The following is a 26,152-nucleotide window of genomic DNA, read 5'->3' as shown; positions in this document are numbered from 1 at the left end:
GTGCCCTGCCGCTGGGTGCACCATCGGCCGGGCCGTTGGCGCACGCGGCATGGGCTGTCCTTGTTCCCGACCCTGGAGCCCTGTGCGCAAGAATCGATCGCCCCTCACCCTGCAGTCCGCGACCACGTTCGCGGTCTGCTGCTTCCTCGGCGGCATCGCCGTCGCCCTCGGCGTGCACGAGCACCGCGTCGGCGACGCGGTGGAGCAGGCGCGGGAGCAGGCGCGGCTGCTCGACGAGGAGCGCGTGAAGCTCGAGGCGACGCTCGACAAGGCCCGCGAGATCTCGGAGGTGTCGGCGGACGTCTCGGACGCGGACACGGTGGCCGAGGCCGCGGCGCAGCTCGCGCAGGCGGCCAGCACGGCCGCCTACACGGCGGAGCAGCACCACATCACCGTGAGCGCGACTGCGATCGCGCCGCCGTCCTTCCTCAACCCCGAGGCGGGCGAGACCGAGATGTACGGGCCGTACGCGGCGTCGCCGGTCATCACCGTCGACGCGTCCGCCGTGCTCGGCGAGCTGAGCGCGGAGATCGAGGCGGCCGAGCCGACGGCCAGCGCGGAGCCGTCCGCCGAGCCCAGCGTGTCGCCCAGCGCGTCACCGTCGGCGTCGCCGAGCGCCGAGGCATCGTCCGAGCCCGATGCGTCGCCCTCGTCCGCGGCGACGGACGACGAGGAGGCGGCCGCGCTCGCCGAGATCGTCGATGAGGCCGAGGTCGCCCAGGTGCTGCGCGGCGAGGTCTCGGACCTCGAGACGGTCACCGCGACCGTGGCCCGGCTCGAGGCGGCCGCGAGCCAGCTGGACGTCGCCACGCGGCGCATCGAGGGCACCACCGCGGTCCTCGAGGCCGCCACCGCGGAGGCGACGCTCGAGCAGTCCAACCTGAGCCTGGACGAGCGCGTCGCGTCGATCAAGGGGCTCGCCGAGTCCTCGACAGGGATGCTCGACGCCGTCGACGGCAACGTCGCGGACGACGCCGTCCTCACCGACCTCAGGGTGGCGCGGCAGAACCTGCTCGCGTACGGCGAGGTCGAGATCGATCGCGAGGACAATGCCGCCGTCGACGCGTTGCAGCAGCAGATCGCCGGCGCGACCGAGGACCTCGCGACCGCCGAGCAGGCGCTCTACGAGTCCCACCAGGCGTGGGTGAAGCAGGAGAACAAGCGCCGGGACAAGGTCAACCAAGAACGTAAGGCCGCGTACCGCGAGGCCGTCGCCGCGGCCTACGACAACATGACCGGCGACTACCTCACCGCGGCCGCCGCGCGCCAGGAGGGCTGGTCAGGCGCACCGTCCGGCATCTCCTACTCGAACGGCTACCTGCCGGGCTCCGAGCTGTGCCAGCTGTCGTTCGCGAAGGGCCACTCCCTGCAGTGCGACGCCGCCGCCGCGCTCGAGCAGGCCGACGACGACTACTACGCGGAGACCGGGCGGCACCTCTCGCTCGCCTCGAGCTACCGCTCGTACAGCGCGCAGGTGGCCACCAAGGCGTCGAAGGGCTACCTCGCCGCCGCTCCCGGCACCTCGAACCACGGCTGGGGGATGGCCGCGGACTTCGACGCGGCGTCGGCGACGTGGATGCGCGCCAACGGCGAGCGCTACGGCTGGGTCCACCCGCTGTGGGCGCGGGCCGGCGGCTCGAAGCCCGAGTCCTGGCATCTCGAGTTCGTGGCGCCCGGAGTCTCGGCGAAGCTCCCCGACGAGCCGAGCCTGCTCAAGCACGTCACGAGCTCGCTGAGCGCCTGACCGCGGACCCGAGCCCGGGGTCCAGCAACGCACCCGTCGCGCACATGACAGCATCCGCGCCGGCCGTGCGATACGCGAGGTGGTGCGCCGGTGCGAGCACGCCGCCCACGCCGACGATCGCGACGTCGGCGCCCAGGCGGTCCCGGTGGCGCGCGAGCCTCCCGACCATGTCGAGCCCAGCCCACCGGATCGCGTCGCCGCACACGCCCGCGATGTCGCGTCCCGCACCGGGCAGCGCCGGCGCGCCCTCGGCGTCGACGAGCCGTGCCGGCAGCGTGTTGATCGCGGCGTAGCCGTCCACCACGTGCGCCGTGGCGCGCACGAGCTGCCCGAGCGCCGCATCGTCCGCGAAGTAGGCGAGCTTGAGGATCAGCGGGACATCGCCCAGCTGGTCCTTCACGGCGGCGGCGATGCGCGTGACCGCGGCGGTGTCGAAGCACAGCAGGCTCCCGGTGCCCTCGTTGGGGCAGCTGAGGTTGAGCTCCACCACGGGCGCGCCCGTCTCCGCGACCAGCCGCGCGGCCGCGACATGGTCGGCGAGGTAGGCGTCGCCGTCCCCGCCGTCGCGCCGCGTGCCCTGGAACGATGCGATGAGCAGCTGCCCCTCCCCCGCCGCCGCGACGGCGTCCGCCATGTCCGGCTGCCACGCGTCGGGAGAGCGCGACGGCACGCCGAAGGAGTTCGAGATGCTGGTCGCCGCGTCCAGGTCGGAGTCCGCGAGCACCGTGGCCGAACCGCCGGCCGGCAGGTCGCCGTCGACGTGGACCGCGAGGGTGTTCGGGAACGGGTGACTCTCCTGGTGGCCCGTGCGGACGGTCTTGTAGACGGCGAGGTCGAACCCTTGCCGGAACGCGGCCGCGCAGTACGCGGCGTTGACCAGCGGCCCGGCGGCGATGCCGAAGGGGCTGTGCAGCGGGCGGCCCAGCAGGGAGTGCCCCGGCGGAGCGTCCGGCACGGGCGCAGGCTCGCCGAGGAACGCGCCGAACGGCCCCGCGGCGAGGTTGTCCTCATAGGTGCGGCGCGGGTCGTAGAACCAGGTCATGGTGCCCGAGGCTATCCCCGGCACCGACGCCCGGCAGGGGACCTTGGGCCACCCGGCGGCGCCGGGCGAGGCGCGCGCGCCCGGCGTACGGTGGAACGGGACCGGCGCGCATCGGCCCTGGCTCCGAGGAGGATCGGCATGCCCATCGACTCCAGCGACTTCGACGACTTCGCCGCCCCCTGGTTCACGCTGCCGGACGGCTCGATGGCGCCCGACATCGCCTACCAGATCGTCCACGACGAGGCGATGCTCGACGGCAACGCGCGCCTCAACCTCGCGACCTTCGTAGGCACGTGGATGGACGAGCATGCGAACCGGCTCTACGCCGAGACCGTCGACAAGAACATGATCGACAAGGACGAGTACCCCAAGACCGCGGAGATCGAGACGCGGTGTTGGCGCATCCTCGCGGACCTCTGGCACGCGCCGGATCCGGCACGGGCGATCGGCACGTCCACCATCGGCTCGTCCGAGGCCGCCATGCTCGCGGGCCTGGCCCTCATGCGTCGCTGGCGGGCGCGGCGGCGCGCGGCGAGCGAACCAATCGACCGCCCGAACCTGGTGATGAGCGCCGCGGTCCAGGTGTGCTGGGAGAAGTTCTGCAACTACTGGGACATCGAGATGCGGCTGGTGCCGGTATCCGCCGCGCACCCGACCCTCGACGGCGACGGCCTCGACGCGTACGTCGACGAGCGCACCATCGGGGTGGTCGCCATCCTCGGCGTCACCTACACCGGCGCCTACGAGCCCGTCGCGCGCATCGCCGCCGCCCTCGACGCGCTGGCGGAGCGCACGGGGCTCGACGTCCCCATCCACGTCGACGGGGCGTCGGGCGCGATGGTGGCGCCGTTCCTGCAGCCCGACCTCGAGTGGGACTTCCGGCTCGAGCGCGTCGTCTCCATCAACACGTCCGGCCACAAGTACGGCCTGGTCTACCCGGGCCTCGGCTGGGCGGTCTGGCGCTCGGAGGAGCACCTGCCGGAGGACATGGTGTTCCGCGTGAGCTACCTCGGCGGCGACATGCCCACACTGGCGCTCAACTTCTCGCGGCCCGGCGCCCAGGTGCTGCTGCAGTACTACCTGTTCCTCCGGCTCGGCCGCGAGGGTTATACGGCCGTGCACTCCCACACGCGCGACGTGGCGCGCTACGTCGCGGGCGAGATCGCGGCGATGGGGCCGTTCGAGCTGCTGAGCGACGGCAGCGACATCCCGGTGCTCGCCTATCGGCTCAAGGAGGGATACACCGAGAACTGGACCTTGCACCACCTGTCCGATCGCCTCCGCGCGCGCGGATGGCAGGTGCCGTCCTACCCGATGCCCGAGGACCTCGAGCAGATCACCGTCCAGCGCCTCGTGGTCCGTCGCGGCAGGCGCGCCGTCGCGCGCGACTTCCTCGAGGACTTCCGCGAGTGCGTCGCCTATCTCGACGCTCTCGACGGACCGATCCCCGTGGAGCGGGAGGGCACCGCCTTCCACCACTAGCGCGCCGACGCGGGCTGGCGGGACCGCGGCCCGGGTGGTTCCCTGAGGGCGTGACCACGGTGCTCGACGCGGACTACCTGGTGGTCGGTGCCGGCGCGTCCGGGCTGGCCTTCACGGACGCGCTCGTGTCCTACACGGACGCCACCGTCGCGATCGTCGACCGCCGCGGGGATCCCGGCGGCCATTGGTGCGACGCGTATCCGTTCGTCCGCCTTCACCAGGCGAGCGCGTTCTACGGCGTGGCCTCGATGCTCCTCGGGGGAGGGCGTCGGCAGTCCGCGGGTCCCGAGGCGGGTCTGCACGAACGAGCCTCGGGCGCCGAGGTGCGCGCCTACTGCTCCACGGTGCTCGACACCCTCGTCGCGACGGGCCGGGTCGCGTACGTCGGCGGCTACGAGCACGTCGGCGCCGGCATGATGAGGCGCCTCGACGATGCGGGCGCCGCGTCCGTGCGCGTGCGTCCCGGCGCCCGCATCGTCGACGCGCGGTTCCTCTCCCCCACGATCCCAGCCACGTCGCCGCCGCCGTTCGAGGTGGCCGCCGACACCACGGTGCTTCCCGTCGGCCGTCTCGACGCGTGCCTGGACGCGTCCCGCCTGGTCATCGTCGGATCGGGCAAGACCGCCACCGACGCGGTGGTCCACGCGCTCGGCGCGGGCGTGGACCCCGGGCGGATCACCTGGGTGCGTCCGCGGGAGCCGTGGATGCTCGACCGCGCCGTGGCGCAACCCGACCCCGCGGTGTTCACCGGCATGGCGGCCGCCGTCTGGGAGTCCGCGGCACGGGCCCGGTCGCTCGAGGAGCTCTTTGCGCGCCTCGAGGACGCGGGAGTGATGCTGCGGATCGACCGCGCCGTCACGCCGACGATGGCGAAGACTCCCACGCTCGCGCGGTGGGAGCTCGCACTGCTGCGCGAGGTCGAGGACGTGGCGCGCCTCGGGCACCTCAGACGGGTCGAGCGCCGGGGCCTGTCGTTCGAGGACGGCGACGTGCCCCTGCCCCCGGGGGCCGCCGTCGTCCACTGCGCGGCGGACGGCCTCCCTCGCCCCGCCCCGGTACCCGTGTGGACCACCGACGCGATCACGCTGCAGCCGATCCGCGCCGGGTTCCCCTGCTTCGGTGCGGCCCTCATCGGCTACGTCGAGGCGACACGGTCCGACGACCACGCCAAGAACGCGCTCTGCCCGCCGACGTCCTACGGCGACACCCGCGCGCAGTGGGCGGAGATGACCGTGCGGGGTGCGCGGTCCGTGGCGGCCTACTCGCGCGAACCTGACATCCGCGCGTGGGCGCGCGAGGTGCACCTCAACCCGGCGCGCGTGCCGCAGGGCTACGCCTCACGCGCCTGGGACGAGGCACGCGAGCGCATCGCCCGCGCCGACGCGGCGGCGACGCGGCGCCTCGCGGAGCTCGCGGGCATCGCACCCTGACCGTCAACGCCCGGCGTTCACGGCGAACCCCGAGCCGGCTCCCAGCGAAGTGCCGGGGCGCGGTTCGTACCTTTCCTGCATGAACCGCGCGACCGCACGTCCCCATCCCCTCCGCCGACGCCTCCTGCTCGCCGCCGCCACCGTGCTGCTGGTGCTCGCGAGCGTGGTCGCCTGGGCGCTCGACCGCTACGTGATCGACCACGTCGAGGTGGCCGACGCCTCCGCCCAGGAGGCCGCCGTCGCGGTCGCGGACACCGCTGACGCCGAGGCGCCCGAGGTCACCGTCACCACGGGCACCTACGGCACGGGGGACGATGCGGCGACGTACTTCGTCGCGGACATCGTCCTGAGCGACATCACCCAGCTGCGGTCCGCGTTCGCGGACGATGCGTTCGGCGAGAACATCATCGACGTGCCGTCGTCGATCGCCGCCTCGGTAGGCGCGTCCCTCGCCGTCAACGGCGACTACTACGGCTTCCGCTCCGACGGGATCGAGATCCGCAACGGGGTGGTCTACCGCGACGAGCCCGCCCGCGAGGGTGCGGTGATCTACGCCGACGGCACCATGGAGGTCTACGACGAGACCACCACGACAGCGCAGGAGCTCCTCGAGGCGGGCGCGTGGCAGACGCTGTCCTTCGGACCCGCCCTCGTGGACGACGGCGCCGTCGTGGAAGGGATCGACCAGGTCGAAGTCGACACCAACGTCGGCAACCACTCGATCCAGGGCGACCAGCCGCGCACGGCGATCGGCATGATCGCGGCGAACCACTACGTGCTGGTGGTGGTCGACGGGCGCTCGGACGTCAGTGCGGGCGTGACCCTCGACGAGCTCGCGTCGCTCATGATCGACCTCGGCGCGACCGAGGCGTACAACCTCGACGGCGGCGGGTCCTCGACCATGGTGAGCGACGGCGACGTGATCAACGTCCCCGGCGGCCGCGGCGAGGAGCGAGGCACGTCCGACATCCTGTGGGTGGGTTGACGTGCTCATCGTGATCCCCGCGTACGAGCCCGATGCGCGGCTGGCCGCGCTCGTACGATCTCTCCGCCCGCGACACGACGTGCTGGTGGTCGACGACGGCTCCGGCCCGCGCTACGCGGCCGAGTTCGCGGCCGCGCGCGCCGCGGGAGCCACCCTGGTCGCGCACGGGTCGAACCGCGGCAAGGCGGCCGCGCTTCGCACCGGGATGCGCTGGGCCCTCGCGCACCGGCCGGGGCATGCCGTGGTGTGCGCGGACTCGGACGGGCAGCATCTGCCCGAGGACGTCGAGGCGGTCGCCGCCGTGCTCGAGCGACGGGCCGCTGCGGGGCTCGCCGATGCCGTCGTGCTCGGCGCCCGCGCCTTCACGGGCGACGTCCCCTGGCGGTCGCGCGTGGGCAACCGCGCAGCCTCCGCCGCGATGGCGCTCGTGAGCGGGCTGCGGCTCGGCGACACGCAGACCGGGCTGCGCGGCTACCCGCCGGGCCTCCTCGCGTGGGCCGTGGAGGTGCGTGGCGAGCGCTTCGCCTACGAACTTCGCCTGCTGCTCGAGGCCGCCCGGCACGGCATCCCGGTGATCGAGGTACGCATCGGGACCGTGTACATGGACGGCAACGCGGGTTCCCACTTCCGCCCGCTGCGTGACTCGGCGCGCATCGTCGCCCCGCTCGCGCTGTTCGCGGCCTCCTCGCTCGGCGCGTTCGCGCTCGATGCCGCGCTGCTGCTCGCCCTGCGCGCCCTCACCGGATCGCTCGCGCTCGCGGTCGTGGGGGCCCGGCTGGTCTCCGCCGGCGCGAACTTCGCGGTCAACCGGCGCGCGGTCTTCCGCTCCCACGGTCCGGTGGCCGCGCAGGCGGCGAGGTACGCGGCGCTCGCGGCAGGCATCCTGGTCGCGAGCTATCTCTCCCTCGCGCTGCTCACCCAGCTCGGCGTCCCGCTGCTCCTCGCGAAGGTGATCACCGACCTCGGGCTCTGGGTCCTGTCCTTCGGGATCCAACGCGCCGCGGTGTTCCCGGCCGCGCGCTCCCGCCGCCACGACGTGAAAGACACGCCCGGCTTGCGCCAAAACGACGTCACGGTTTGGTAAAGTCCCGAGCGTGAGCAAAGACGCCACGATCCGCATCCTCCGCCTTCTCGGCGCGTCCGTGATCGCCTCCGCCCTGGGCTTCCAGGCGTGGGCCGATCTCACCTTCGGCACGTTCACCTGGGGACAGCTGCCGGGATACTTCACCCCCCTCGCGAACATCGCCGGGATCATCGCCTTGCTGGCGTCCGCACGCGTCGCACGCCCCGAGCGGCGCTGGGTCACGTTGCTGCGCGTCAACTCGGCGACGTACCTCGTCATCGTCGGCGCCGTCTACTGGGCGCTGCTCGCGCCGTACACGTCGCCCTACTTCCCCTGGGCGAACGCCGTGCTCCACGGCGGCGCGGGTGCGATCCTCGTCGCCGACTGGGTCCTCATCGGCGGGCGACGGCGCCTCCCGCTGGGCACCCTGTGGAGCGTCCTCAGCCTTCCCGCGATCTGGGTGTCGTACCTGTTCGTGCGGGCGTTCCTCGACGGCTGGGTGCCGTACCCGTTCCTGGATCCCGCACGTGGCGCGGCCGCGATCGTCGGTACCCTCGGCGCGATCGCCGCCGTCGGGCTCGTGGTGTCGGCGCTCCTGCGCGTGCTCGCCGTGCTTCGCCCGGCGACGTTCTGGCCCGGGGCCGTGCCCGCGCGCATCGTCCCTCCGCCCCGCTGAGGTCCGGTGGCGCCGCCCGTGGGCACGGCGCCACCGGCGTGCGCTCAGCCGTCGAGCAGCGCGGCCGCGCGACGCGCGCCCTCGCCCAGCGACTCCAGCTTCGCCCACGCGATCTGCGGGTGCACGCGGCCGCCGAGGCCGCAGTCCGTCGAGGCGATGACGTTCTCGGGACCGACGATCTCGGCGAAGCGCACGATGCGGTCCGCGACCAGGTCCGGGTGCTCCACCACGTTGGTGGCGTGGCTCACCACGCCGGGCAGCAGCTTCGTGCCCGCGGGCAGCTCGACGTCGCGCCACACCTTCCACTCGTGCTCGTGCCGGACGTTGCCGGCCTCGAACGAGATCGCACCGGCGTCGATCTGGGCGACGAGGTCGACGATGTGCCGCAGCTCGAGGTCAGTGGTGTGAGGTCCGTGCCACGAGCCCCAGCACAGGTGGATGCGCACCTGCTCGCGCGGGAGCCCCGCGATCGCGTGGTTGATCGCGTCGATGCGGGTCTGGAGGAACGCGCGGTAGTCCGCGACGGACGGCTCGGGGTTGATCTGGTCCCAGCTCTCGGCGAGGGACGGATCGTCAAGCTGCACGGTGAGGCCCGCGTCGACGATGGCCTTGTACTCCTCGCGCATGACATCGGCCCACGCCCAGATGTGCTCCTCCTCGCTCGCGAAGAACGAGTTCCCGATGCGCGCCGCGCTCCCGGGGGCGAGCGACGTGATGAAGCCGGTCTCGATGCCCGCGGCGTCGAGGCCCGCACGCAGGTGCGCGATGTCGGACGCGATCGCGTCATGCCCGCGGTACGACAGCGGGCCGACGGCCTCGGGCCAGAAGGGCGGCTCGCCCATGAGCACGCCGGACGTCGGGTCGAAGTAGGCGGCGGCGAAGCGGACCCAGTCGCGACGGTCCTCCATCGACGTGAGGCGCACGTGCCCGGGCTCGGACCGGACGGGACCCGGGCGGGGCGCGTCGGGCTGCGGCAGGGCGAGGCCCGCGGTGCGCTGGAAGGAGTACGACCACCACGCGCCGAAGTCGTGGGCCGCCGTCATCGCCTTGCCGTACTCGCCGTCGCCGACGATGGTGAGGCCCGCGTCCACCTGGCGGCGGACCAGGTCCACGACGGCCTGGGCCGCGATCTCCTTGTACTCGTCCGTCGGGACGAGCGTGAAGCCGTCCTCGGCGACCTCGAGCGCCGAGGTCGCCGCGACGAGCTCGGGCGAGCGCGGCAGCGAGCCGGCGGTGGTGGTCTGGATCGTCAGGTCGGACATCGAGGCTCCTCAGGTCGCGGGCGAGCGCCCGCATGCGTGCAGGGACTGCCCGCCGGCAATGCCCACCCGGGGTGGATCCGAGGCCTCGTTTGATGCGCGGCGGTGCCGTCCAGTCTGCCCCGAGGGGCCTCCCCGGGCCAAACCGAGCCGTGCCTCGTGCGGTCGCGGCGTGAGATTCCGCACACCATGACGAAACCTGGTCCGCAAGATCCCTACACTTCACGACCGGGCCGCCGATGGTGGCCTGTGAACGCCGCGACCGCTCGAGGGGAGCGGGTGGCTGGAGGAGGAACGGGTGGACTCGCACGACATGGGTGGAGCACCGACGGTCGCCGTCGACCGGGAACGCGTGCTGGACGCGGCGCAGCTGACCATCGAGGACCACTCCTGCCCGACGTGCGCGTCCGGTCGGGTGTGCGACACGATGTTCTTCGCCGCCGCCGTCATCGAGCTCAACCACGAGCTACGGGAGGCGGCCGAGCTGCAGGAGGGCGACGAGGTCATGCAGCGCGCGACCGAGCGTGGCCGCACCGAGGCCGTCGCCCAGTCGCTTGCCGTGCTGGGCCGGACCGAGGGCCAGTACCGCTCCGAGGCCGACGGCGACACGTCCCACCTGTCCTTCGCGCTCGCCGAGGCGCTGCGCAGCACCGCCCTGGTCATCCGGTCCGAGGTGCACAACCCCACGTCGCGCACCGCGCTCGAGATCATGGCGCGTGCGGACGAGGCCTACGAGCTCGCGGAGTACGTCCGCGACGTGTCGAGCCGGTACAAGGACACCAAGGCGGAGGTCGCGGAGGCGCTGTCCAGCGTGGCCGGCGACATCGAGAAGGGCACCGAGGCCGTCAACCGCCTCCAGAGGGCGTCCGACATCTCGACCCCGGTCGACGAGCTCGCCGCGCTCGCGCGCGACACGGACGCCGACGTCCGCTGGTGGGTCGCCCAGAACCCCTCGACCGCGACGGAGACGCTGGCGAGCTCGGTCATGACCGAGCGCCACCCCCTCGTGCTCACGGCGCTCCTGCGGAACCCCCGTCTCCCCGAGGACCGCGTCAGCCTGTTCGTCACGCACCCGCACCACGATGTGGCGCTCGCCGCCCGGCGCCGCCTCGGAGATCCGTCCGGTCGCTGACCCGCGGACCGGCCGCACCGACGCCCCACGCCTCCCACCAGGAGCGTGGGGCGTCGTCTTTCCTCCAGCCGCAAGGATCGTGCGCCACCCGTCTCTCTGCGCTGGTTCCCGCCCCGGAATCGGAGTTTTCGCGCCCGCTTCGTGCATCGTGCGGCACCTATCCTGATCCGGTGATCCCAGTCCCCCGGACGCGCGCCGCGCGCATGCACGCCATCTCTCCCGAGAGCCACGCGATCGTCGACGACGTGCTCGAGTACACGCGCCGCCGCGCGCTGTGGGAGGACATCCCGCTCGACACGCCCGTGCCCCCGGAGGAGCTCGCGAGGCTCGCCCCGATGTCGATCACGCCGGGCGGCATCGGCGCGCAGAACGCGCTCGCCCTGTTCAGCGAGGTGCTCGCACCGACGTGCCTCTCCACGGATCACCCCGGCTACCTGTCCTTCATCCCGTCGGCCCCCACCAAGGCGGCGACGGCGTTCGACCTCGTGGTGTCCGCCTCGTCGATCTACGGCGGCTCGTGGCTCGAGGGTGCGGGAGCCGTCCACGCCGAGAACGAGGTGCTGGCCTGGCTCGCCTCCGAGCTGGGCCTCCCGGGCGGCGCGGGCGGCGTGTTCGTCCAGGGCGGCACCATCGGCAACCTCTCCGCGCTCGTCGCGGCGCGCGACGCCGCGCGGCGGAGCCGCACCGAGCGGGGCCTGCCGCAGCCGACGCGATGGAAGGTGGTGTCGAGCGTCGAGTCGCACTCGTCGATCGCGTCCGCGGCGAACGTCATGGACATCGACGTCGTCGACATCCGCCCCGGGGACGACGGCCGGCTCCACGGCGACGCGGTGGCCGAGGCGCTGGCGGCCCATGGCGACGCGGTCTTCGCGGTGGTCGCGACCGCAGGCACCACCAACTTCGGCATCATCGACGACCTCGCCGGCATCGCCGACGTGACCCGCCGGCACGGCACGTGGCTGCACGTGGACGGCGCGTACGGGCTCGCCGGCGCGCTGGTGCCCGCCATGCGGGAGGCGTACGCGGGCATCGAGCACGCGGACTCGCTCATCGTCGACCCCCACAAGTGGCTGTTCGCGCCCTTCGACGCGTGCGCGCTGATCTACCGCGACCCGCAGGTCGCGCTCCGGGCCCACACACAGCAGGCCGACTACCTCGACACTCTCGCCGACACCCCCCTGCCCAACCCCTCGGACCTCGCGGTCCAGCTCACGCGCCGGGCACGCGGCCTGCCGCTGTGGTTCTCGCTCGCGACGTACGGGACGGACGAGTACCGCACCGCGATCGCGCATGGGATCACCCTCGCGGCGCGCATCGCCGACGAGATCGAGCGGCGCCCGGCCCTCAGCCTCGTGCGCCGGCCTCAACTGTCGGTGGTGGTGCTCCGGCGCGAGGGATGGGAGGCGGCGGACTACGACGCGTGGTCGGCGCGCCTGCTCGCGTCGCAGCTCGCCTTCGTGGTGCCGAGCTCCCACCAGGGCGAGCCCGTGCTCCGCCTCGCGATCATCAACCCGCTCACCACGTTCGAGCTGCTCTGCGAGGTCCTCGACACGTTGGCCTAGGCGTGCGCGCCCTCGCCGACCCGGAGCGCGGTGAGGATCTCCTCGACCTGAGCCTTCGCGTCGCCGAAGAGCATCGCGGAGTTCTCGCGGAAGAACAGCGGGTTCTGCACGCCCGCGTAGCCCGTGGCCATGGACCGCTTGAAGACGATGCACCGGTGCGCGTTCCACACCTCGAGCACGGGCATGCCCGCCAAGGGCGACCCCGGGTCCTCCATCGCGGAGGGGTTCACCACGTCGTTGGCACCGATGACGAGGACCACGTCGGTGTCGGGGAAGTCGTCGTTGATCTCGTCCATCTCGAGCACGATGTCGTACGGCACCTTCGCCTCCGCCAGCAGCACGTTCATGTGTCCGGGCAGGCGCCCGGCGACGGGGTGCACGCCGAAGCGCACGTCGATGCCGCGGTGACGAAGGGAGGCCACCATGTCGGCGACCGGGTACTGCGCCTTCGCGACGGCCATGCCGTAGCCGGGGACGATGATGACGCGGCTCGCGCGCGCGAGCATGTCGGCGACCTCGGGAGCCTTCACCTCGCGGTGCTCGCCCTGCTCCCCCGCGGCGGCCGACGTCCCGCCCTCGGTGCCGAACCCTCCGAGGATCACGCTGATGAACGAGCGGTTCATCGCCTTGCACATGAGGTACGAGAGGATCGCACCCGAGGAGCCCACCAGGGCGCCCGTGACGATGAGCAGGTCGTTGCTCAGCATCAGCCCCGCAGCGGCCGCGGCCCAGCCCGAGTACGAGTTGAGCATCGACACCACGACGGGCATGTCGCCGCCGCCGATCGCGGCGACCAGGTGGAATCCGAGCGCGAGGGCGATCACCGTCATGACGACGAGCGGCACGATGCTGCCCGTGGCGAGGTACCACGCGAGCAGCAGCGCGCTGGCGATCAGCGCGCCGAGGTTGAGGAGGTTGCGCCCGGGAAGCGTGAGCGGCCGCGACTTCATCTTCGCGGAGAGCTTGAGGTAGGCCACGATCGACCCGGTGAAGGTGACGGCGCCGATGAGCACGCCCAGGAACACCTCGACCTGATGAACGGCGTCGGCCTCCTCGGTGAGGTGGGAGTTGAAGCCCACGAGTACGGCCGCGAGCCCCACGAAACTGTGGAGCATCGCGATGAGCTCGGGCATCTGGGTCATCTCGACGGTCCGGGCGCGCCACACGCCCACGCCGGCGCCGATCGCGAAGACCATGGCGATGAGCAGGGCCGTCACCAGCACCGGGCGCTCGCTGTGGTCGAGCGCGAGCACCACGGTCGCCGCGAGGGCGAGCACCATGCCGACCATGCCGAGGATGTTGCCGCGCCTGGCGGTCTCCTGCCGCGACAGGCCGGCGAGCGACAGGATGAAGAGCACGGCCGCGACCGCGTAGGTCGCCTGCGCGAGGCTGACGAGGGTCATGACGCGTCCTTCCGGAACATGCCGAGCATGCGGTACGTGACGAGGAATCCGCCGAAGATGTTGATGCTCGCGACGGCCGCCGCGATGAACGCGAAGGTCGAGACCAGCGCGTCCTCGGAGCCGATCTGGAGCAGCGCGCCGACGAGGATGATCCCGGAGATCGCGTTGGTCTGCGCCATGAGCGGCGTGTGGAGCGAGTGCTTGACGTTCGAGATGACGTAGAAGCCGACGATCACGGCGAGCGAGAGCACCGTGAGGTGGGCGACCGTGGCGTCGTCCGCGAAGGCCAGCAGCAGCAATGACGCGACCGCGCCCGCGCCGTAGAGCCAGTTGCGGCGACGCTGGCGTGCGAGGGCCGCCTCGGCCTCCGCGCGAGCCTGGGCCGCGAGCTCCTCGGGAGTCGGCCCCGGCTCGGCGGCCGGGGCGGGCGCCGCGGACACGGCGACCGGCGGCGGGGGCCACATGATCTCGCCTCCGTGGGCGACGGCCATGCCGCGCTGCACCGGATCGTCCAGGTCGAGCACGAGCGTGCCGTCCTTCGCCGGGGTGACGAGCGCCATGAGATGGACGATGTTGGTGCCGAACAGCTGCGACGTGTGCCGCGGCATGCGGCTGGTGAGGTCGGTGTACCCGACGATGGTGACGCCCTCGGGGCTCACGACCACCTCTCCGGGCACGGTCAGCTCGCAGTTGCCGCCTCCCGAGGCTGCGAGGTCGACGATCACGGAGCCGGCGCGCATGCCCGCGACCATGTCCGCCGTGATGGTGGTGGGCGCCGTCCCTCGCACGAGCGCGGTGGTGATGACCACGTCCGCGTGCGCCGCCTCGGCGGCGTACACGCGCATCGCAGCCTGCTGCTGCTCCTCGGTGAGCGGCTTCGCGTAGCCGTCGGCGCTGATCTCCTGCTGCGCCTCCGGGGCGTGGACGAAGGTGCCGCCCATCGACTCGATCTGCTCGGCCACCTCGGGCCGCACGTCGAAGGCGCGCACCTGCGCGCCCAGCGAGCTCGCGGCGCCGATCGCGGCCAGGCCCGCCACGCCCGCGCCGATGACGAACACCGTCGCGGGCGCCGTCTTGCCCGCCGCGGTCACCTGGCCCGTGAACATGCCGCCGTACTGCTCGGCCGCCTCGATGACGGCGCGGTAGCCCGCGACGTTCGACAGCGTGCTGAGCACGTCGATCGCCTGGGCGCGCGAGATGCGCGGCACCGCGTCGAGCGCGAGCGCGGTGACGTCCCGCTCGTTGAGCGCCGCGAGCAGCTCGGGGCTCGACTGCGGCGCCATCATCGAAACAAGCGTGGCGCCCTCGCTCAGCGCCGAGATCTGCGCGGCGCCGGGCGCGTTGACGCACGTGACGATGTCGGCTCCCCAGGCCTCGCCGGCGGTGCCCAGCGTCGCGCCGGCCTCCGCGTACTGGTGGTCCAGGAAGGCCGCGTGCGTGCCCGCGCCCTGCTCGACCACCACCTCGTACCCCAGCTTGATCAGCCCCGCGACCGAGGCGGGGCTCGCCGCGACGAGCCTCTCCCCCGGCCGGGTCTCCATGGGAACGCCGATGCGCATCGTTCATCCTTGTCCGCCGCAGCGACGCCCCGAGGGGCGCCGCGGCGAGCTGTCGGTCGGGATCGTCTGAACCCGTCTCGCACTCTAGCGGCGCGCACCCGGGACCTTCCTGGTGCGAAAGGCCTGGACCTCAGGCATCCTCCCCGCGCCGGCGCCGGATCGCGCCCGCCGAGACCGTCCCGCCCAGGCCGAGCAGCAGCAGCGCGACCGTGGACCACAGCGCGATCCGCTGCGGGCCGGTCTCGCCGAGCACACCGCCCGTGCCCTCGTCGGACACCGTCGTCTCCGTGGTGCAGGCCTCGTCGCTCGCGCACGAGCCTCCGCCTCCGCCGTCCGGGGTGACGACGTTGACCAGCGTCGAGTCGCCCGTGACCGGGTCGTCGATGGTCACCGAGTAGAGGATCGAGACCGAGCCGCCCGCCTCGAGCGGGCCGGTCCAGGCGAGGGTCGGCTCCGAGTAGCTCACGCCTCCCGCCGAGGCCTCGGCATCGCCGTTGTAGGTCGCGTCGTCGAGCACGTCCGTGAGGTCGTCGGTGAGGGAGGCGGGGTGATCGGCCGTGTAGTCCGCGGTTCCCGTCGACGTCACCGTGATGAGGTAGCTCACCACGTCTCCGGGGTCCGCCTCGGTGGTGTCGACCGTCTTCTCGACCTCGAACATGCGGATCGGCGTGACGACCTGGCAGCCCTCGGGCATGTCCGGGATCGCGGCGGCGACGGAGACCGACCTCCTGGCGAAGCCGAGCGGCATCACCACGGGGCAGTTGGACTCCGGCGGGCCGAGCACCGCGTTCGCGAGCGTGACGTCGCCGCCGGGCGGATCGTCCACCGTCACCGAGTAGGTGATGGTGACGGACTCACCCGCCGCGAGCGGTCCCGACCACGACAGCGTCGGCTCGTCGTAGTCCACCGTGCCCGCGTCGGCCGCGGCGTCGTCGTTATAGGTCGCGTCGTCGAGCACGCCCGCGAGGTTGTCGGTGATGGCGGCCGGCACGTCCTCGGTGTAGTCCCCCGTTCCCGTGGAGGTGACGGTGATCGTGTACGTCACCACCTCGCCGGGCGCGACCGCGTCGACGTCCGCCACCTTGTCGATCTCGAGCAGCCGGATCGGGGTCACCACGTGGCACTCGTCGGGCAGCTCGGCCGGGGGCTCGGGCTCGCGCGGCGTCACCACGAAGCAGTTCGACTCGGGCGGACCGAGCACCTCGTTGTCGAGCGAGGCGTCACCGGCGGGTGGGTCGTCGACCGTCACCGAGTAGGTGATGGTGGCGGTCTCCCCCACCCCGAGGGTGCCGGTCCACGTGAGCGTCGGGTCGTCGAAGCTCACGGTTCCCGTGTCCGCCGCGGCGTCGTCGTTGTACGTCGCGTCGTCCAGGACCTCCGTGAGGTCGTCGTCGATGCGGGCCGGGAAGAGGAAGGTGTACGCCACCGAGCCCGTGTTGGTGACCTCGACCGTGTAGGTGACGGTGTCGCCGACCGTCACCGCACCCTCGGGTTCCGCCGTCTTGACGATCTCCATGGCGCGCAATGTGTGATGCTCGATGCAGTCGGGATCCGTGGACTCCGCGTCGGTGCAGTTGGACTCCTCGGGGCCGAGCACGACGTTGTCGATCTCGCCGTCACCCGTCACGGGCTCGTTCACGGTCATCGAATAGGTGATCGTGACGGTCTCGCCCACGCCAAGCGCGCCGCTCCAGGACAGCTCCGGATCCGCGAACGTCACCTCGCCCTGGTCGGCGGCGGCGTCCTCGTTGTAGGTCGCGTCGTCGAGCACCGCGCTGAGGTCGTCGGTGATCTCGGCCGGGTCCTCCTCGGTGTAGGGCACCTGGCCGATGTTCTCCACCGTGACCGTGTAGGTGATCGTGTCGTCCGGCTGGACGCGGACGCCCTGAGCCGAGGTCTTCTCGATCGCCATCGCGCGCACCGGCACCTCGGTGGTGCAGCCCTCCTCGGTGCCCGCGTCGCAGTTGGACTCCGGCGGGCCCACCACCGCGTTCGTGAGGATCCCGTCGCCCGTGAGCGGATCGTTGACCGTGACGGAGTAGGTGATGGTGACGGTCTCCCCCACGGGGATCGGACCCACCCAGGTGAGCGTGGGGTTCGCGTAGGTGAAGCCGCCCGCCGACGCCGTGAAGTCGCCGTTGGCGGTCGCGTCGTCGAGGATGTCGCTCAGGTCATCCGTGAACTCCGCGCGCGTGTAGGCGACCTGGCCGATGTTCTCGAGCGTGATGGTGTACGTCACGGTCTCGCCCGGCAGGACCTCGCCCGCCGGGTCCGCCGTCTTCTCGATGAGCAGCGCCTTGACCGGCACCTCGGTGGTGCAGCCCTCCTCGGTGCCGTCGTCGCAGTTGGACTCCGGTGGGCCCACGACGGCGTTGTCGAGCAGCCCGTCGCCGGTGAGCGGCTCGTTCACCGTCACCGAGTAGGTGATGGTGGCCGTCTCCCCCGGGTCGAGCGCGCCCTCCCAGCTGAGGATCGGCGCGCCATAGGACGGCGTGCCGACGTCCGCGTCCTCATCGCCGTTGTAGGTCGCGTCGTCGATGACCGCGCTGAGGTCGTCCTCGAAGCTCGCCGGCGCCTCGTCCGTGTAGTCGACCTGGCCGACGTTCTCCACCGTGACCGTGTAGGTCACGGTCTCACCCGGAAGCACCTCGCCCGCCGGGTCCGCGGTCTTCTCGATGAGCAGCGCCTTGACCAGCACCTCGGTGGTGCAGCCCTCCTCGGTGCCCTCGTCGCAGTTGGACTCCGGCGGGCCCACCACGGCGTTGTCGAGCAGCCCGTCACCCGTGAGCGGCTCGTTGACCGTCACCGAGTACGTGACGATGGCCGACTCCCCCGGGTCGAGCGCGCCCTCCCAGTGCAGCGCGGGCGCGGCGTACGAGGCGGTGCCGACGTCGGCGTCCTCGTCGCCGTTGTACGTCGCGTCGTCGAGCACGGCGCTCAGGTCGTCGTCGAAGGTCGCCGGCGCCTCGTCCGTGTAGGCGACCTGCCCGGTGTTCGTGACGGTCACCGTGTAGGTGACGATGCCACCGGGCAGCACCTCCTCGCCCGGGGCCGCCTGCTTGGTGATCTCGAGCGCCTGGATGGGGTTGGGCTCGACGCAGTCCGGGTCCGTGGAGTCCGGGGCGTCGCAGTTGGACTCCGGCGGCCCGACGACCACGTTGTCGAGCACGCCGTCCCCGCTGAGCGGCTCGTTGACGGTGACGGAGTACGTCACGGTCACCGTCTCGCCCACCTCGAGCGGCCCCTCCCAGGACAGGGTCGGGGCGCTGTACGACGGCGTACCGCCGGTCGCCGCCTCGTCCTCGTTGTAGGTCGCGTCGTCGAGGATGTCCGAGAGGTCGTCGCTGAACGATGCGGGGGCGTCGGCGGTGTAGTCGACCTGGCCCGAGTTCGTCACGGTGATCGAGTACGTGATGACGTCGCCGGGCTCGACGGAGCCGTCGCTGTCCGAGGACTTCACGAGCGTGAGCTCGCGCACGGGGACCTCGGTGGTGCAGCCGTCCTCGGTGCCTTCGTCGCAGTTGGACTCCGGCGGCCCGACCACGGCGTTGTCGAGCAGCCCGTCGCCCGTGGTCGGGTCGTTGACGGTGACCGAGTAGGTGATCGTCGCGAGCGAGCCGGCGGCGAGCGCGCCCTCCCAGCTGAGGACGGGCGCGGCGTAGGACGGCGTGCCGACGTCCGCATCCTCGTCGTTGTTGTACGTCGCGTCGTCGAGCACGGCGCTCAGGTCGTCCTCGAACGTCGCGGGATCGTCGGCGGTGTAGTCGACCTGGCCGATGTTCTCCACCGTGACCGTGTACGTCACCACGCCTCCGGGCAGCACCTCGCCCGCCGGGTCCGCGGTCTTCTCGATGAGCAGCGCCTTGACCGGCACCTCGGTGGTGCAGCCCTCCTCGGTGCCCTCATCGCAGTTGGACTCCGGCGGTCCCACGACGGCATTGTCCAGCAGCCCGTCGCCGGTGAGCGGCTCGTTCACCGTCACCGAGTACGTGATGGTGGCCGTCTCCCCCGCCGCGAGGGGCCCGGACCAGGACAGCACCGGCTCGGCGTAGGAGGCGGCGCCGACGTCGGCATCCTCGTCGTCGTTGTAGGTCGCGTCGTCGATGACCGCGCTGAGGTCGTCCTCGAAGCTCGCCGGCGCCTCGTCCGTGTAGTCCGCCTGCCCGATGTTCTCCACCGTGACCGTGTACGTCACGGTCTCGCCCGGCAGCACCTCGCCCGCCGGGTCCGCGGTCTTCTCGATGAGCAGCGCCTTGACCGGCACTTCGGTGGTGCAGCCCTCCTCGGTGCCCTCGTCGCAGTTCGAGTCCGGCGGTCCCACCACGGCGTTGTCGAGCAGCCCATCGCCCGTGAGCGGGTCGTTCACCGTCACCGAGTAGGTGACCGTCACGGAGCCGCCCGCGACGATGAGACCCGTCCAGCTGAGCTCCGGCGCGCTGTAGGCGGGCGTCCCGTCGCTCGCCTCCGCGTCGTCGTTGTAGACGGCGTCATCCAGCACCTCGCTGAGATCGTCGGTGAACGATGCCCCGGGATAGTCGACCTGCCCCGTGTTGGCGACGGTGACGGTGTATGTCACGGTGCCGCCGGGGAGGACCTCGCCCGCCGGGGCGGCGGTCTTGGTGATCTCGAGCTGGGACAGCGGCACCGTCACCTCGCACTCGGGTCCCGCGTCCTCGGCGTCGCAGTTGGACTCCGGCGGCCCGACCACGGCGTTGAGCATGATGCCGTCGCCCGAGAGCGGGTCGTTGACCGTGACCGAGTACGTGAGCGTGACCGTCTCGCCCACCTCGAGCGGCCCAGACCAGGACAGCACGGGTTCGGCGTAGGAGGCGGTGCCGCCGCTCGCATCCTCGTCGTCGTTGTAGGCCGCGTCGTCCAGCACGTCGCTGAGGTCGTCGGTGAACCCGGCGGGCGCATCGTCGGTGTAGTCCGCCTGGCCGGTGTTGGTGATGGTGACGGTGTAGGTGACCACGTCGCCGGGCTGTGCGCTTCCGGCTGCGCTCGAGAACTTGACGATCTCGACGGCCTTGACGGGCACCTCGGTGGTGCAGCCGTCCTCGCTGCCGTCGTCGCAGTTGGACTCCGGCGGGCCCACAACGGCGTTGTCGAGCAGCCCGTCGCCGGTGAGCGGCTCGTTCACCGTCACCGAGTACGTGATGGTGGCCGTCTCCCCCGCCGCGAGCGCTCCCTCCCAGCTGAGGATCGGCGTCGCGTAGGAAGCCGTGCCGACGTCCGCGTCCTCGTCGTCGTTGTACGTCGCATCGTCCAGCACCGCCGTGAGGTCGTCCTCGACGCTCGCCGGCGCCTCCTCCGTGTAGTCCGCCTGCCCGATGTTCTCCACCGTGACCGTGTACGTCACCGTGCCGCCCGCGGCGACCTCGTCCGCGGGATCCGCGACCTTGGTGATCTGCAGGGCCTTGACGGGGACCTCGGTGGTGCAGGGCTCCTCGGTCCCGGTGTCGCAGTTCGACTCCGGCGGGCCGACCACCGCGTTGTCGAGCAGCCCGTCGCCCGCCGACGGATCGTCCACCGTCACGGAGTACGTCACCGACACGACCGCGCCCACCGCGAGCGCGCCCTCCCAGTGGAGGGTCGGCTCGGCGTAGGAGGCCGTCCCCGCGGACGCGTCCTCGTCGTCGTTGTAGGTCGCGTCGTCGAGCACGTCCGTCAGGTCGTCGTCGAAGCTCGCCGGCGCCTCGTCCGTGTAGGCGACCTGCCCGGTGTTCTCGATGGTGACGGTGTAGGTCACGGTGTCGCCGGGCAGCACCTCGTCGTCGGGCGTCGCCGTCTTGGTGATCTCGAGCGCCTGGATGGGGTTGGGCTCGACGCAGTCCGGATCCGTGGTGTCGACGGTGTCGCAGTTGGACTCGGGTGGGCCGACCACCACGTTCGCGAGGGTGCCGTCGCCGCCCGGAGGATCTGTCACCGTCACCGAGTACGTGATGGTCACGCTCTCGCCCACGTCGAGGGGACCCGTCCAGGACAGCACGGGCTCGGCGTAGGACGCCGTGCCGCCCGTGGCGTCCTCGTCGTCGTTGTAGGTCGCGTCGTCGAGCACATCGCTGAGGTCGTCGGTCAGGGACGCCGGGTCCTCCTCCGTGTACGGCGTCTGCCCCGTGTTGGTCACGGTGATCGAGTACGTCACCACGTCGCCGGGCTCGACCGAGCCGTCGCTGTCGGAGGACTTCACGATCGCGAGCTCGCGGACCGGCACCTCGGTGGTGCAGCCCTCCGCGCCTTCCTCAGCGGCGCCGTCGTCGCAGTTCGACTCCGGCGGGCCCACGACGGCGTTGTCGAGCAGCCCGTCGCCGGACGGCGGATCGTCGACCGTCACCGAGTAGGTGATGATCGCGATCTCCCCCGCCGCGAGGGGCCCGGACCAGGACAGCATCGGCTCGGCGTAGGACGCGGTGCCGACGTCCGCGTCCTCGTCGTCGTTGTAGGTCGCATCGTCCAGCACCGCCGTGAGGTCGTCCTCGAACGTCGCAGGATCGTCAGCCGTGTAGTCGACCTCACCGATGTTCTCGACCGTCACCGTGTACGTCACCGTGTCGCCGGGCAGCACCTCGCCCGCCGAGTCCGCGGTCTTCTCGATGAGCAGCGCGCGGATGGGCACCTCGGTGGTGCAGCCCTCCTCGGTCCCGTCGTCGCAGTTCGACTCCGGCGGGCCGACCACCGCGTTGTCGAGCAGCCCGTCGCCGGTGAGCGGATCGTTCACCGTCACCGAGTACGTGATGGTCGCGCTCTCTCCCGGCGCGAGCGCTCCCTCCCAGTGGAGGGTCGGTGCGGCGTAGGACGCCGTGCCGACGTCCGCGTCCTCGTCGTCGTTGTACGTCGCGTCGTCCAGCACCGCCGTGAGGTCGTCGTCGACGCTCGCCGGCGCCTCGTCCGTGTACGCGATCTGGCCCGAGTTGGTGACCGTCACGGTGTACGTCACGGTGTCGCCCGGGAGGACCTGGTCCGACGGGGACGCCGTCTTGACGATGTCGAGGGAGCCGATGGGCACGGTGGTGGTGCAGTCGGGGTCGGTCGACCCGGCCTCGCAGTTCGACTCGAGCGGGCCCACGACGGCGTTGGTGAGCAGTCCGTCGCCCGTCGGGGGGTCGTTCACCGTCACGGAGTAGGTGATCTCGACGCTCGCGCCCACGGCGAGCGGCCCGTACCAGCGGATCTCCGGCGCCGCGTAGTTGGGCACGCCCGTCGAGGCGCTGACGTCGCCGTTGTAGGTCGCGTCGTCAAGCACCTCGGAGAGGTCGTCCTCGAAGTAGGCGAGCAGGTAGGCGGCCTGCCCGGTGTTCGTCAGGGTCACCGTGTAGGTCACCGTGTCGCCGGGCAGCACGCCGTCGGACGGCGACGCGGTCTTGACGATGTCGAGCTGGCGGATCGGCACCTCGGTGGTGCAGCCGTCCTCGGTGCCCTCGTCGCAGTTCGACTCAGGCGGACCCACCACGGCGTTGTCGAGCAGCCCGTCGCCCGAGATCGGATCGTTCACCGTCACCGAGTACGTGATCTCGACCGACGCGCCGACCGCGAGCTCGCCCTCCCACGACAGGACCGGCGACGTGAAGCCGACCACGCCCGAGGGTGCGGCGCCGTCGCCGTTGTACGTCGCATCGTCCAGCACCGCCGTGAGGTCGTCCTCGAAAGCCGCCAGCGTGCCGCCCGCGTAGTCGACTTGGCCGATGTTCTCGACCGTCACGGTGTAGGTGACCGTGTCGCCGGGACGCACCGCGCCCGACGGGGCGGACGTCTTGGTGATCTCAAGCGCGCGCACGGGAACCTCGGTGGTGCAGCCGTCCTCGGTGCCGTCATCGCAGTTGGACTCCGGCGGACCGACCACGGCGTTCGTGAGGATGCCGTCGCCCGCCGGCGGGTCGTCGACCGTGACCGAGTAGGTGATCTCGATGCTCGCGCCCGCCGCGAGGGGACCCTCCCACGACAGCACCGGGTCGTCGAAGCTCACCGTGCCCGCCGGCGCCGCGCCGTCGCCGTTGTACGTCGCATCGTCCAGCACCGCCGTGAGGTCGTCCTCGAACGATGCGGGATCCGCGTTCGTGTAGTCGAACGTGCCCGTGTTCTCGACCGTCACCGTGTAGGAGACGACGTCGCCCGGGAGCACCTCGTCGGTCGGGTCGGAGGTCTTGGTGATCTCGAGCGCGCGGATCGGGTCGGGCTCGATGCAGTCGGCGTCCTGGGATTCCTCGGGATCCGTGCAGTTGGACTCCGGCGGGCCGACCACCACGTTGTACAGGCTGCCGTCGCCGGTGACCGGGTCGTTGATGGTCACCGAGTAGGTGATGGTCACCGTGGCGCCCGCGGCGAGCGCACCGCTCCAGGACAGGGTGGTCCCCGACAGCTGCAGGTCGCCGCTGCTCGCGGTGCCGCCGTTGTAGACGGCGTCGTCGAGCACGTCGCTCAGGTCGTCGTCGAACGTCGCCGGATCGTCCACCGTGTAGTCGACCGCACCATTGTTCGTGACCGTGATCTCGTACGTGACGGTGTCGCCGGGCTCGACACCCTCGGCGCCGTCGGAGGTCTTCTCGAACGCCAGCGAACGGACCGGCACCTCGGTGGTGCAGCCCTCCTCGACGCCGGTGTCGCAGTTGGACTCCGGAGGGCCGACCACGGCGTTGTCGAGCAACCCGTCGCCCGTGAGCGGCGAGTCGACGGTCACCGAGTAGGTCACGGTCACGCTCGCGCCCGCCGCAAGGGCGCCTTCCCAGTGCAGGGTCGGGTCGGTGAAGGTCGCCGTGCCGGACGATGCATCCGCATCGCCGTTGTAGGTCGCATCGTCGAGCACCGCGGACAGGTCGTCGTCGAACGACGCGGGCGCGTCCGCGGTGTAGTCCGCGGGACCCGGGTTGGTGACCGTGACGGTGTAGCTGACCACGTCGCCCGGCAGCGCCTCGTCCGTCGGGTCGACGCTCTTGACGATCTCGAGCGCCCGGATGGGGAGCTCGACGGTGCAGTCCGGCTCCTCGGAGCCCTCGGCGCAGTTGGACTCCTCGGGACCCACCACGGTGTTGGCGAGGAGGCCGTCGCCTTCGATCGGATCGTCGACCGTCACGGAGTAGGTGATGTCGACGGACTCGCCGATCGCGAGCGCGCCCGTCCAGCTGAGGACGGGCTCCGTGTAGTCGACGGTGCCGCTGTCGGCGTCCTCGTCGTCGTTGTACGCCGCGTCGTCGAGCACATCGGAGAGGTCGTCCGTGATCGAGGCCAGGCCGTTCTCGTCGTCGTAGTCCACCTCACCGGTGTTGGTCACGGTGATCGTGTACTCGACGGTGTCCCCGGGAAGCGCCGCATCGGCCGGGTCGGAGGACTTCGTGATGGTGAGGCCCGGGTCCGGCAGGTCGACGTAGAGCGGGTAGTCCTCGACCTCGCCGAGGCTCGTGATGTCGTCCGGGTTCTCCGCTCCGGCGATCGTGTCGGCGATGCGCAGGCGCATGAAGGTCGGATCGACGACGGTCTGGACGGCGTCCTCCGGCACGGTCCAGGTGAGGTTCACCGAGCCGCCCGTGCACTCGACGGCGCCCTGACGCTCCGAGTCGTCGAAGGTGCCGTTGAAGTTCCAGTCGATCCAGCCGGAGACGTACCCCGGCCCGGTACAGGCGACGTCGAGCGAATACGTCTCGCCGTAGTCCGTGTCGACCACGCCGGGCGGCGCGATGCTGTCCTCGTCGGTGACCGCGTTGCCGTTCACGTCATCGTTGTCGGCGTTCGCGCTGCCCAGGTAGATCGCGTCCGAGTCGACGGTCGCGCCGAGGATCGGGGCGTAGCCGCCCGGGGTGCCGAGCACGAACGAGTCGGCCGAGACGTCCGTGGTGGTGCCGCTCGGGACGATGCCGCCCGACCAGGTCGACTGCAGCAGCGCGCCCGCCGAGCCGTAGCTCAGCGGCGCGTCGCCGAAGTCCGACTCGAAGACCACGCCGAGCGCGACGGCCGAGTAGCCGCCGCCGTGCATCTGCACATGCGCGCCCGTCGCGCCCTCCATGAAGCCCACCGCGATGGGCCCGTAGCTGTCGTTGACCTCCGAGCACTGCGTGTCGTTGGACTCGAGCCTCAGGGTGTTGGCGCCCGAGAGCGTCGCCACGGTGGCGGTGGGGCAGGCCCGGGTGCGGTCGATGACGCGCCACGTCGCCGCCTGATCGGGGGTCGCCTCGATGTACTCGCCCTGGCGGAAGTTGTTGCTCTCGGCGTCCGCCACCACCAGGCCGGCGACGTCGACGTTGTTGCCCTGAATGGTGACGAAGCAGCTGAAGTCGAAGTCGACGGTCCCGGCGTTGTCCATGTTCGCGATGCCCGAGACCAGCTCGTTCGCGCCGTCGATGCCGCCGATGTTGTACAGGTTGTCGAGAGCGTCGCCGCGGTAGTCGCCCGGCCGGTACGCGCGGATGGGACCGACCACGTTCGTGATCGTGCACGTGGTCTCGAGGGTGTTGAGGCCGACCAGGCGCGTGTTCGTCACGCTGGTGCCCGAATCGATCTGGGTGCCGTCCGCACCCCACTCGAACCAGTCGATGTACCCCGGGTAGAGGCCCTCGCCTCCCTGCGCGTAGCGCGCCTCCGCCGGCGGCGCCACGACGACGGCCACGGCGAACGAGGTGACCGCGAGCGCGAGAATCGTCGCGAGCGCGGTCACCATCCTCTGAGGCGTGCGCAGCGGGCGCACCTTCCAGCCGACAACACCGTACACAGACCACCCCTAGCTAGCCGCGACTTGAATTCAACGTAAGTCCGAATAGCGAAGTCTGCGACTTATACGGGGGTGTTCTGCAGGTATTTTGCTTTCTCTCGCGCCAGGATGAATTCCGT

The 26,152-nt window shown here is 71.5% G+C and carries 13 protein-coding genes; 8 read left to right on the top strand and 5 right to left on the bottom strand.

Features of this window, described 5'->3' with window-relative positions; translation table 11 throughout:
* Nucleotides 1–82 precede the first annotated feature (82 nt).
* The gene (locus AOM09_RS08225) at nt 83–1,744 is read left to right on the top strand and encodes a M15 family metallopeptidase (RefSeq protein ID WP_062386679.1); all 1,662 of its coding nucleotides are present in this window, start codon (nt 83–85) and stop codon (nt 1,742–1,744) included.
* Here the strand turns inward: AOM09_RS08225 and AOM09_RS08220 are convergent.
* Nucleotides 1,722–2,786 (bottom strand): tRNA-dihydrouridine synthase, encoded by a 1,065-nt coding sequence (locus AOM09_RS08220; RefSeq protein ID WP_062386677.1) that lies wholly within the window; start codon nt 2,784–2,786, stop codon nt 1,722–1,724. The two genes, AOM09_RS08225 and AOM09_RS08220, sit on opposite strands and share 23 nt — an antisense overlap.
* Before the next feature lie 138 nt (nt 2,787–2,924).
* Here AOM09_RS08220 and gad point away from each other — a divergent pair, with 138 nt between their 5' ends.
* The 5 genes from gad (at nt 2,925) to AOM09_RS08195 (ending at nt 8,422) form a co-directional block, all read left to right on the top strand.
* Nucleotides 2,925–4,268, top strand: a complete 1,344-nt coding sequence (gene gad / locus AOM09_RS08215; protein ID WP_062386674.1) for a glutamate decarboxylase — start codon at nt 2,925–2,927, stop codon at nt 4,266–4,268.
* A 50-nt stretch (nt 4,269–4,318) separates the two neighbouring features.
* Nucleotides 4,319–5,698, top strand: coding sequence for an NAD(P)-binding protein (locus tag AOM09_RS08210; protein WP_062386671.1), 1,380 nt, complete (start codon nt 4,319–4,321; stop codon nt 5,696–5,698).
* 79 nt (nt 5,699–5,777) lie between these two features.
* Nucleotides 5,778–6,683 (top strand): phosphodiester glycosidase family protein, encoded by a 906-nt coding sequence (locus AOM09_RS08205; protein ID WP_062386668.1) that lies wholly within the window; start codon nt 5,778–5,780, stop codon nt 6,681–6,683.
* Between the two features lies 1 nt (nt 6,684).
* Nucleotides 6,685–7,767, top strand: coding sequence for a glycosyltransferase (locus AOM09_RS08200; protein WP_062386666.1), 1,083 nt, complete (start codon nt 6,685–6,687; stop codon nt 7,765–7,767).
* Nucleotides 7,768–7,777: 10 nt separating this feature from the next.
* Nucleotides 7,778–8,422, top strand: coding sequence for a Pr6Pr family membrane protein (locus AOM09_RS08195; RefSeq protein ID WP_062386663.1), 645 nt, complete (start codon nt 7,778–7,780; stop codon nt 8,420–8,422).
* A gap of 44 nt (nt 8,423–8,466) precedes the next feature.
* On the opposite strand, the gene AOM09_RS08190 is transcribed toward AOM09_RS08195, so the two are convergent.
* Complete coding sequence (locus tag AOM09_RS08190; RefSeq protein WP_174452917.1) at nt 8,467–9,684, bottom strand: cobalamin-independent methionine synthase II family protein; 1,218 nt, start codon at nt 9,682–9,684, stop codon at nt 8,467–8,469.
* 295 nt (nt 9,685–9,979) lie between these two features.
* Here AOM09_RS08190 and AOM09_RS08185 point away from each other — a divergent pair, with 295 nt between their 5' ends.
* Both AOM09_RS08185 and AOM09_RS08180 read left to right on the top strand, forming a co-directional pair.
* Nucleotides 9,980–10,813: a hypothetical protein gene (locus tag AOM09_RS08185; RefSeq protein ID WP_062386660.1), complete on the top strand. Its 834-nt coding sequence runs from the start codon at nt 9,980–9,982 to the stop codon at nt 10,811–10,813.
* Between the two features lie 203 nt (nt 10,814–11,016).
* Entirely contained in the window at nt 11,017–12,375 is a 1,359-nt protein-coding gene (locus AOM09_RS08180; protein WP_062386658.1) for a pyridoxal phosphate-dependent decarboxylase family protein, read from the top strand.
* Here the strand turns inward: AOM09_RS08180 and pntB are convergent.
* From pntB to AOM09_RS15195, 3 genes are all read right to left on the bottom strand, one after another.
* The gene (gene pntB / locus AOM09_RS08175) at nt 12,372–13,778 is read right to left on the bottom strand and encodes a Re/Si-specific NAD(P)(+) transhydrogenase subunit beta (RefSeq protein WP_062386655.1); all 1,407 of its coding nucleotides are present in this window, start codon (nt 13,776–13,778) and stop codon (nt 12,372–12,374) included. The genes AOM09_RS08180 and pntB overlap by 4 nt on opposite strands.
* On the bottom strand, nt 13,775–15,337 hold the full coding sequence (locus AOM09_RS08170; RefSeq protein ID WP_062386652.1) for a Re/Si-specific NAD(P)(+) transhydrogenase subunit alpha: 1,563 nt from the start codon (nt 15,335–15,337) through the stop codon (nt 13,775–13,777). The genes pntB and AOM09_RS08170 overlap by 4 nt, the downstream gene beginning before the upstream one ends.
* Before the next feature lie 130 nt (nt 15,338–15,467).
* Entirely contained in the window at nt 15,468–26,033 is a 10,566-nt protein-coding gene (locus tag AOM09_RS15195) for a CshA/CshB family fibrillar adhesin-related protein (protein WP_156162301.1), read from the bottom strand.
* Nucleotides 26,034–26,152 lie beyond the last annotated feature (119 nt).

Source organism: Demequina iriomotensis (assembly GCF_000971395.1).
Taxonomy (GTDB): domain Bacteria; phylum Actinomycetota; class Actinomycetes; order Actinomycetales; family Demequinaceae; genus Demequina; species Demequina iriomotensis.
Note: the sequence above shows the minus strand (reverse complement) of the source record. Positions and strands in the feature narration are given on the sequence as shown.